Source organism: Methylobacterium sp. EM32 (assembly GCF_040593685.1).
Classification (GTDB): Bacteria; Pseudomonadota; Alphaproteobacteria; order Rhizobiales; family Beijerinckiaceae; genus Methylobacterium.
In genome coordinates this window covers 1-2431 of the sequence record NZ_JBEXZS010000260.1, presented here as the reverse complement: position 1 = coordinate 2431, position 2431 = coordinate 1, and the positions used below count along the sequence as shown (strand labels likewise).

The 2431-nt window shown below is 72.0% G+C and carries 1 protein-coding gene; it reads right to left on the bottom strand.

The window, feature by feature from the left end; translation table 11 throughout:
- Nucleotides 1-406 precede the first annotated feature (406 nt).
- Nucleotides 407-2146: a thiamine pyrophosphate-binding protein gene (locus ABZT49_RS32040; protein ID WP_355292378.1), complete on the bottom strand. Its 1740-nt coding sequence runs from the start codon at nucleotides 2144-2146 to the stop codon at nucleotides 407-409.
- Between the last annotated feature and the right edge of the window lie 285 nt (nucleotides 2147-2431).

Genomic DNA, 2431 nt, shown 5'->3' with positions numbered 1-2431 from the left:
CCCCGGGCGCCACCCCGACGCCGAGCCCCGCCCCGGGCCGCGGCGCCGGTGAGACCCTGTCGCGCGACCTGCCCCCCGAGGCGTACCGCCCGCCGCCGGATCGCGCCCCGGGGCGGTGAGGCGCGGCTGTCGAGGGAAGGGACCCGTTTTATTTTCGACGATTCGCTATCGTCACGGCCTCCGAGCCTGTTCGATTGGTTGGGACTTTATCCCACCTACAACCTCATCCTGAGGCGTCAGTCGATCGCAGATCGACTGACCTCGAAGGAGGCCTCCAGAAGTCTCGCGATCTCTGGAGACCTCCTTCGAGGCTCGGCGATCTTCGATCGCCTCGCGCCTCAGGATGAGGTCGTGGGTGGGAGAAGAAAGTGTCTCCTGGTGCCGGCCTCGCAAGTCAAACAGGCTGTCATCCCACCGTCTCCCCCCGCCGCCGCCGCTCGGCATCGTCCCAGGCGGTGAGCGGCTGGTAATCGGGCACGAAGCCCAGTCCCTTGCGGGCGTCCGACGACACCGCGACCTGCGAGGTGGTGACGTCGATGAGGGCCGGCGCGTTGGCCAGCGCCCGCTCGATCGCCGCCGGCAGATCCTCCGGCCGCTCGACCCGCTCGCCATGGGCGCCGAGCGCCCGGGCCATCGCGGCGTAGTCGGAATCGGCCAAGAGCGTGCCGACGACGCGGCCGCCGTAATTGAACTCCTGGTCGTAGCGCTCGATGTTCCAGGCGGCGTTGTTCGACACGATGATGACCGGCTTGGCGCCGTGGCGGACCGCGGTGTCGATCTCCATCGCGTTGATGCCGAAGGCCCCGTCGCCGGTGACGCAGATCACCTGCCGGTCGGGATAGGCGAGCGACGCGGCCGTGGCGTAGGGCACGCCGACGCCGAGGCAGCCGAAGGCGCCGGCATCCATGTAGGTCCGCGCCTCCAGGCCGACCCGGGCGAAGCTGAGGAGGTCGCCGCCATCGGCCACCGCGATGTAGTCGGGCGCCGCAACCTGCCGGATCGCGTCGAAGATCGCCGCCGGATGGACCCGGCCGTCCTCTCCGGTCTGCGGCACCGTCGCGCCGGTCGAGCGCTTGACGTGGCGCGCCCGCAGGCCCTCGGCCCAGGCACGGTCGAGGGCGGGTGCGCGGTTGCCGGCGGCGTCGACGATCGCCGCGAGGGCGAGCGCCGGGCTGGCGAGCAGCTCCGGCTCGCCGCGGCGGTTGTCGACGAGCTCGCCGGCGGTGTCGGCGATGCGCACGAAGCGGGCATTCGGGAACACCGCCGGCGAGCCGTAGCCGAGCTGGTAATCGAGCTTGCGGCCGACCACCAGGACCACGTCGGCCTCGGTCATCGCGGCGGCGCGCATCGCGCCGACGGTCGCCGGGTGGTCGGCCAGAACCAGGCCGCGGCTCTCCTGGGTGTCGAGATAGACCGCGCCGAGCGCATCGAGCAGGCGGACCAGCTCGGGCCCGGCGGTCTTCGCGCCGCGGCCGCTCACCACCAGCGGGCGACGCGCGCCCCATAGAGCCTCGACGGCAGCGGCGATTCCGGCCGGATCGGGCGGCAGCAGGCGGGGCGCCTTGGGCGCCATCCAGTCGTCGAGCACCAGCTGCGGCGGCACATGGGCGCGCAGCACGTCGGTCGGGATCTCGATGTAGACGGGCCCCGGCTCGCCGAGATCGCCCCTGGCGCGGGCGACAGCCTCGTCGAGCTCGCGGATGACCTGGTCAGCGACGCGGGCGGTGCGCGACTGGCGGGTGACCGGCCGCAGGATGTCGACGTGCGGGATGTCCTGGAGCGGGCCGAGATTGGCCTGCGCCCGCGAGGTGCAGCCGCCGATCAGCAGTACCGGCACGCGGGCGAGCGAGGCGTTGGCGATGCCGGTGACGCAGTTGGTGACGCCGGGCCCGGCGGTCGCCATGCAGACGCCGAGCTCGCCGGTCAGCTCGGCATGGGCGTGGGCCATGTGGACGGCGGCGCCCTCGTCGCGCACGTCGACGATGCGGATGCCGAGGCGGGCGCAATGGTCCCAGATCGGCTGGATGTGGCCGCCCTGGAGCCCGAACACCCGGTCGACGCCCCGCGCCTTCAGGAACTGGGCGATCCAGGCGGCGCAGGATTGCGCGTCGGCGTTGAGGTCCTGGACGGTGGCCTGCTGGCTCATGGGGTTCCCTCCCTGTCGTATCGTTGTTCGCGCCTTCGGCGCGTCGTGCTGGCCTCGGACTTCATTCCGGGCGAGACAGGCGTCGTTGCAGATCACGATGCCGGGATCCGCTGCCTCACCAAAATAGAGCACCTTTCCCCTCCCCCCTCTGCGGGGGAGGGTGGCCCCTGCGTCAGCAGGGGTCGGGAGAGGGGCAGCGCGACGCTGATCCAGGGGACGCCCGTCAGGACGGCTCAGCCATTTCCGGAAGCGGTGTCCCCTCTCCCGCCCCGCTCCGCGGGGCAC